Here is a 5,519-nt window from a genome sequence, read left to right as displayed (position 1 = left end):
CCAGGATCGTCCGAGCGCGAGCGGGTGGGGCGCGGCAGCGAGCGACGCTTCGAAAACGAAAAAGCCCTCGCGGTGGCGAGGGCTTTTTTTGCCGAAGCGGCGGGGCGACTAGCGCTTGCTGACTGGAAGCGCGCGCGAGCGCCACGGCGGCCGTACTTCTTGCGCTCTTTCTTGCGGGGGTCGCGGGTCAGGTGACCCTCGGCCTTGAGCTCACCACGGAACTCGCCGTTGACCCGAAGCAGGGCGCGAGCGATGCCGAGGCGGACGGCGCCAGCCTGACCGGAGAGCCCGCCGCCCTTGGCGGTGGCCCAGATGTCGTACTGCTCGCGGGTACCCGTCGCGTGCAGGGGCTGCTCGACAAACTTCATGTTGGTCGCGCGCGTGAGGTAGTCCTCGGCGTCGCGGCGGTTGATGGTGATCTTGCCTTCGCCGGGCATCAGCCAGACGCGGGCGATGGCGGTCTTGCGCCGGCCGGTCGCGTAGTACTTCATGACGGTTCGCTCAGAGCTGGTAGGGCTGGGGGTTCTGCGCGCCGTGGGGGTGTTCGGCGCCGGCGTAGACCTTCAGCTTCTTGAAGGTCTTGCGGCCGAGGGGACCCTTGGGGAGCATGCGCTTGACGGCGCTGCTGATGATCACCTCGGGCTTCTTGGCCAGCATCTCCCGCGCGGTGCGGGTCTTCATGTGGCCGAGGAAGCCAGTGAACTTGTTGTAGGTCTGCTGATCCAGCTTGTTGCCGGTGAAGCGGACCTTGTCGGCGTTGATGCAGACCACGAAGTCGCCGGCGTCGAGGTGCGGCGTGAAGGTAGGCTTGTGCTTGCCGCGGAGCAAGCTAGCGATCTTCGACGCGGCGCGACCGACGGTCTGACCCTCGAGATCGATGATCAGCCACGCGCGCTCGATGTCGGCCGGATTGGGGTAGGGGGTACCCATGGGACGGAGAGATTTAGAGGAGGGGTTTTAGGGTGTCAAGCAGTCTCGTGACCCATTTGCGGGGTCACGGACGAGAGCTGACCGAGGCGGGAACGTTTACCATGGGAAGTCTGGAGACTTCCAGCGGCGTTCTCGGGCCTTGCGCTGGTCGCGGACTCGAATTCGGCGGTCCATGTGTGGATCCACGCGAAGTGCACGGCTCCAGGTGGGGAGATCGGAGCGTGACCGCGACGACACTGGATGGCTTTGGCGATCGGGATGAAATGTAAGGCTGTGCGGGAGGCCCTCGAAGGTCCATAATCGCGGGAGTCAATGAGTACGCCACGCGCGAAGATACTCGTCGCAGACGATTCCTCGGTCGAACGTGCGGCTGCGCGCTCGGCGCTCGAGGAGGCCGGATATGCCGTGGCCGAAGCTGTCGACGGCCAGCAGGCGCTCGAAGTGTTCGCGCGCGAGCGTCCCGACCTCGTCCTCCTCGACGTCGTGATGCCCCGTCTCACCGGGCTGGAGACCTGTCGGATCCTCAAGGCCAAGGCGCAGGGCAACTACCTGCCGGTGATCATGGTCAGCACCCGCAACTCGGTGAACGCCCGGGTCGAGGGGCTGCGAAGCGGCGCCGACGACTACCTGGGCAAGCCCTACGACGCCGAAGAGCTGCGCGCCCGGGTCGAGGCGCTGCTGCGCACGCGCAAGGTCATCGCCGAGCGGGCGGCGGCCGAGGGCGGCGACGAGGAGCCGCCCGAAGAGGTCCCCGTGGCCCCGGCGGCCAGCGCTCGCTCGCGCGGCGACGGAGAGTCCAAGGGCTCGCGGGTGCTCAACGAGGCCTTCACCCGTCGGGCCGAAGAAGAGTTCGATCGCGCCGAGCGCTACAGCGATCCCCTGGCTTGCCTGCGCGTCGAGCTCGACAACTTCGAGACCCTGCTCAAGCGCCACTCCTCCGAGGCCGTGGCCGGGCTGGTGCGATCGCTGCGCGACGTCATCGAGATCAGCGTGCGCAAGATCGACTTGGTGTTCCGCCTCGACGAGCGCGGCTACATCTTGCTGCTGCCCAACACCCACTTCCCGGGGGCGCTCGCGGTCGCCGAGCGGATCTCCTTGGACACCAGCAAGCTGGTCCTCGACGCCGAGCCCAACTTGCGCTGCACGGTGAGCGTGGGCGTGTCCTTCTTCCCCAACAAGGACACGCACTCGGTCCAGGATCTGATCGACCTCGTCGGCGCGGCGCTCGAGCGGGCGCGCAGCGAGGGCGGCGGCAAGATCTGCCTGTTCCAGCATCAGGGCTACCTCTACGCCCCCGAGGCGAGCTGAGCTCGGGAGCCCCCGGGCGCTCGGCTCGCGCATCAAGGTCGTCTCGTGCTGCTCCCCCTGCACTCCATCGCGCCGGCGCGGCGAATCCTGCTCTATCCGCGCGAGGATGGCCCCGCCGCGTTCCCGTCCACGAGTGAGGCGGCGGCGTGGCTGGTCGAGCGCGGGGTCGGGGTCGCGGTGCCGACCCACGTCCACGAGCAGCGCGACAACCCCTGGCTCGAGCTCCCCGACGAGGTCGTGCCCGTCGATCTCGAGGCCCTGCCCGCGGACTTCGATCTCGCCGTGGCCCTCGGCGGCGACGGGACCTTGCTCCGGGCGAGCCGCTGGGTCGCCGACCTCGACGTCCCGGTGCTCGGGATCAACCTCGGCGACCTCGGCTTCTTGTCGGCCTACGGCCGCGAGCAGATCGTCGAGGCCCTGGCCGACGCGCTCGCCGGCCGGCTGAGCTGGGAGCCGCGCCAGCGCATGCAGGTCGAGGTCCTGCGCCGAGGCGAGCGCTTTGGTCAGGCTGACTCTGACCCAAAGCGCTCGCCTCGGCGCAGGACCTCGACCTGCATGCGCTGGCGCGGCTCCCAGCTCAGCCGGCCGGCGAGCGCGTCGGCCAGGGCCTCGACGATCTGCTCGCGGCCGTAGGCCGACAAGAAGCCGAGGTCGCCGAGGTTGATCCCGAGCACCGGGACGTCGAGGTCGGCGACCCAGCGGCTCGCCCGGAGCAAGGTCCCGTCGCCGCCGAGGGCCACGGCGAGATCGAAGTCCGCGGGCAGGGCCTCGAGATCGACGGGCACGACCTCGTCGGGGAGCTCGAGCCAGGGGTTGTCGCGCTGCTCGTGGACGTGGGTCGGCACCGCGACCCCGACCCCGCGCTCGACCAGCCACGCCGCCGCCTCACTCGTGGACGGGAACGCGGCGGGGCCATCCTCGCGCGGATAGAGCAGGATTCGCCGCGCCGGCGCGATGGAGTGCAGGGGAGCAGCACGAGACGACCTTGATGCGCGAGCCGAGCGCCCGGGGGCTCCCGAGCTCAGCTCGCCTCGGGGGCGTAGAGGTAGCCCTGATGCTGGAACAGGCAGATCTTGCCGCCGCCCTCGCTGCGCGCCCGCTCGAGCGCCGCGCCGACGAGGTCGATCAGATCCTGGACCGAGTGCGTGTCCTTGTTGGGGAAGAAGGACACGCCCACGCTCACCGTGCAGCGCAAGTTGGGCTCGGCGTCGAGGACCAGCTTGCTGGTGTCCAAGGAGATCCGCTCGGCGACCGCGAGCGCCCCCGGGAAGTGGGTGTTGGGCAGCAGCAAGATGTAGCCGCGCTCGTCGAGGCGGAACACCAAGTCGATCTTGCGCACGCTGATCTCGATGACGTCGCGCAGCGATCGCACCAGCCCGGCCACGGCCTCGGAGGAGTGGCGCTTGAGCAGGGTCTCGAAGTTGTCGAGCTCGACGCGCAGGCAAGCCAGGGATCGCTGTAGCGCTCGGCGCGATCGAACTCTTCTTCGGCCCGACGGGTGAAGGCCTCGTTGAGCACCCGCGAGCCCTTGGACTCTCCGTCGCCGCGCGAGCGAGCGCTGGCCGCCGGGGCCACGGGGACCTCTTCGGGCGGCTCCTCGTCGCCGCCCTCGGCCGCCGCCCGCTCGGCGATGACCTTGCGCGTGCGCAGCAGCGCCTCGACCCGGGCGCGCAGCTCTTCGGCGTCGTAGGGCTTGCCCAGGTAGTCGTCGGCGCCGCTTCGCAGCCCCTCGACCCGGGCGTTCACCGAGTTGCGGGTGCTGACCATGATCACCGGCAGGTAGTTGCCCTGCGCCTTGGCCTTGAGGATCCGACAGGTCTCCAGCCCGGTGAGACGGGGCATCACGACGTCGAGGAGGACGAGGTCGGGACGCTCGCGCGCGAACACTTCGAGCGCCTGCTGGCCGTCGACAGCTTCGGCCACGCATATCCGGCCTCCTCGAGCGCCGAGCGCGCAGCCGCACGTTCGACCGAGGAATCGTCTGCGACGAGTATCTTCGCGCGTGGCGTACTCATTGACTCCCGCGATTATGGACCTTCGAGGGCCTCCCGCACAGCCTTACATTTCATCCCGATCGCCAAAGCCATCCAGTGTCGTCGCGGTCACGCTCCGATCTCCCCACCTGGAGCCGTGCACTTCGCGTGGATCCACACATGGACCGCCGAATTCGAGTCCGCGACCAGCGCAAGGCCCCGAGAACGCCGCTGGAAGTCTCCAGACTTCCCATGGTAAACGTTCCCGCCTCGGTCAGCTCTCGTCCGTGACCCCGCAAATGGGGTCACGAGACTGCTTGACACCCTAAAACCCCTCCTCTAAATCTCTCCGTCCCATGGGTACCCCCTACCCCAATCCGGCCGACATCGAGCGCGCGTGGCTGATCATCGATCTCGAGGGTCAGACCGTCGGTCGCGCCGCGTCGAAGATCGCTAGCTTGCTCCGCGGCAAGCACAAGCCTACCTTCACGCCGCACCTCGACGCCGGCGACTTCGTGGTCTGCATCAACGCCGACAAGGTCCGCTTCACCGGCAACAAGCTGGATCAGCAGACCTACAACAAGTTCACTGGCTTCCTCGGCCACATGAAGACCCGCACCGCGCGGGAGATGCTGGCCAAGAAGCCCGAGGTGATCATCAGCAGCGCCGTCAAGCGCATGCTCCCCAAGGGTCCCCTCGGCCGCAAGACCTTCAAGAAGCTGAAGGTCTACGCCGGCGCCGAACACCCCCACGGCGCGCAGAACCCCCAGCCCTACCAGCTCTGAGCGAACCGTCATGAAGTACTACGCGACCGGCCGGCGCAAGACCGCCATCGCCCGCGTCTGGCTGATGCCCGGCGAAGGCAAGATCACCATCAACCGCCGCGACGCCGAGGACTACCTCACGCGCGCGACCAACATGAAGTTTGTCGAGCAGCCCCTGCACGCGACGGGTACCGCGAGCAGTACGACATCTGGGCCACCGCCAAGGGCGGCGGGCTCTCCGGTCAGGCTGGCGCCGTCCGCCTCGGCATCGCTCGCGCCCTGCTTCGGGTCAACGGCGAGTTCCGTGGTGAGCTCAAGGCCGAGGGTCACCTGACCCGCGACCCCCGCAAGAAAGAGCGCAAGAAGTACGGCCGCCGTGGCGCTCGCGCGCGCTTCCAGTTCAGCAAGCGCTAGTCGCCCCGCCGCTTCGGCAAAAAAAGCCCTCGCCACCGCGAGGGCTTTTTCGTTTTCGAAGCGTCGCTCGCTGCCGCGCCCCACCCGCTCGCGCTCGGACGATCCTGGCACCCGAGCCAGGGCTGCTCCA

Annotated in this window: 5 protein-coding genes and 4 pseudogenes; 4 read left to right on the top strand and 5 right to left on the bottom strand. The window is 68.3% G+C overall.

From position 1 onward, the window contains the following. Positions 1-134: 134 nt before the first annotated feature. A pseudogene (rpsI, locus tag G6O69_RS39235) lies at positions 135-491 on the bottom strand (30S ribosomal protein S9); the annotation flags it as partial. Positions 492-501: 10 nt separating this feature from the next. Then, a complete protein-coding gene (gene rplM, locus G6O69_RS39230; protein WP_172305664.1) occupies positions 502-930 on the bottom strand; it encodes a 50S ribosomal protein L13 in 429 nt (142 codons plus the stop codon). A gap of 312 nt (positions 931-1,242) precedes the next feature. Here rplM (G6O69_RS39230) and G6O69_RS39225 point away from each other — a divergent pair, with 312 nt between their 5' ends. Further along, a complete protein-coding gene (locus G6O69_RS39225; RefSeq protein ID WP_172305665.1) occupies positions 1,243-2,238 on the top strand; it encodes a response regulator in 996 nt (331 codons plus the stop codon). A gap of 45 nt (positions 2,239-2,283) precedes the next feature. After that, positions 2,284-2,667: pseudogene (locus G6O69_RS39220) on the top strand (NAD(+)/NADH kinase); the annotation flags it as partial. Between the two features lie 74 nt (positions 2,668-2,741). Here G6O69_RS39220 and G6O69_RS42760 read toward each other — a convergent pair. The 3 genes and pseudogenes from G6O69_RS42760 to G6O69_RS41395 form a co-directional block, all read right to left on the bottom strand. Continuing rightward, a complete protein-coding gene (locus G6O69_RS42760) occupies positions 2,742-3,083 on the bottom strand; it encodes an NAD(+)/NADH kinase (protein ID WP_346017183.1) in 342 nt (113 codons plus the stop codon). Positions 3,084-3,259: 176 nt separating this feature from the next. Beyond that, positions 3,260-3,679 carry a GGDEF domain-containing protein gene (locus G6O69_RS41400; RefSeq protein WP_255216893.1) on the bottom strand — a complete coding sequence of 140 codons (420 nt, stop codon included), beginning with the start codon at positions 3,677-3,679 and terminating at the stop codon, positions 3,260-3,262. A gap of 227 nt (positions 3,680-3,906) precedes the next feature. Continuing rightward, a pseudogene (locus G6O69_RS41395) lies at positions 3,907-4,161 on the bottom strand (response regulator); the annotation flags it as partial. Positions 4,162-4,567: 406 nt separating this feature from the next. Between G6O69_RS41395 and rplM (G6O69_RS39205) the strand changes: the two are divergent. Then, complete coding sequence (gene rplM, locus G6O69_RS39205; RefSeq protein ID WP_172305664.1) at positions 4,568-4,996, top strand: 50S ribosomal protein L13; 429 nt, start codon at positions 4,568-4,570, stop codon at positions 4,994-4,996. 10 nt (positions 4,997-5,006) lie between these two features. After that, positions 5,007-5,389 (top strand): annotated as a pseudogene (rpsI, locus tag G6O69_RS39200) (30S ribosomal protein S9). The last annotated feature ends 130 nt before the right edge of the window (positions 5,390-5,519 follow it).

The organism is Pseudenhygromyxa sp. WMMC2535, from assembly GCF_011083025.2.
Note: the sequence above shows the minus strand (reverse complement) of the source record. Positions and strands in the feature narration are given on the sequence as shown.

Bases quoted from the DNA above. Each gene is read 5' to 3' on its own strand.
- G6O69_RS39225 (WP_172305665.1), top strand. From the start codon at position 1,243: ATGAGTACGCCACGCGCGAAGATACTCGTCGCAGACGATTCCTCGGTC.
- rplM (WP_172305664.1), top strand. From the start codon at position 4,568: ATGGGTACCCCCTACCCCAATCCGGCCGACATCGAGCGCGCGTGGCTG.
- rplM (WP_172305664.1), bottom strand. From the start codon at position 930: ATGGGTACCCCCTACCCCAATCCGGCCGACATCGAGCGCGCGTGGCTG.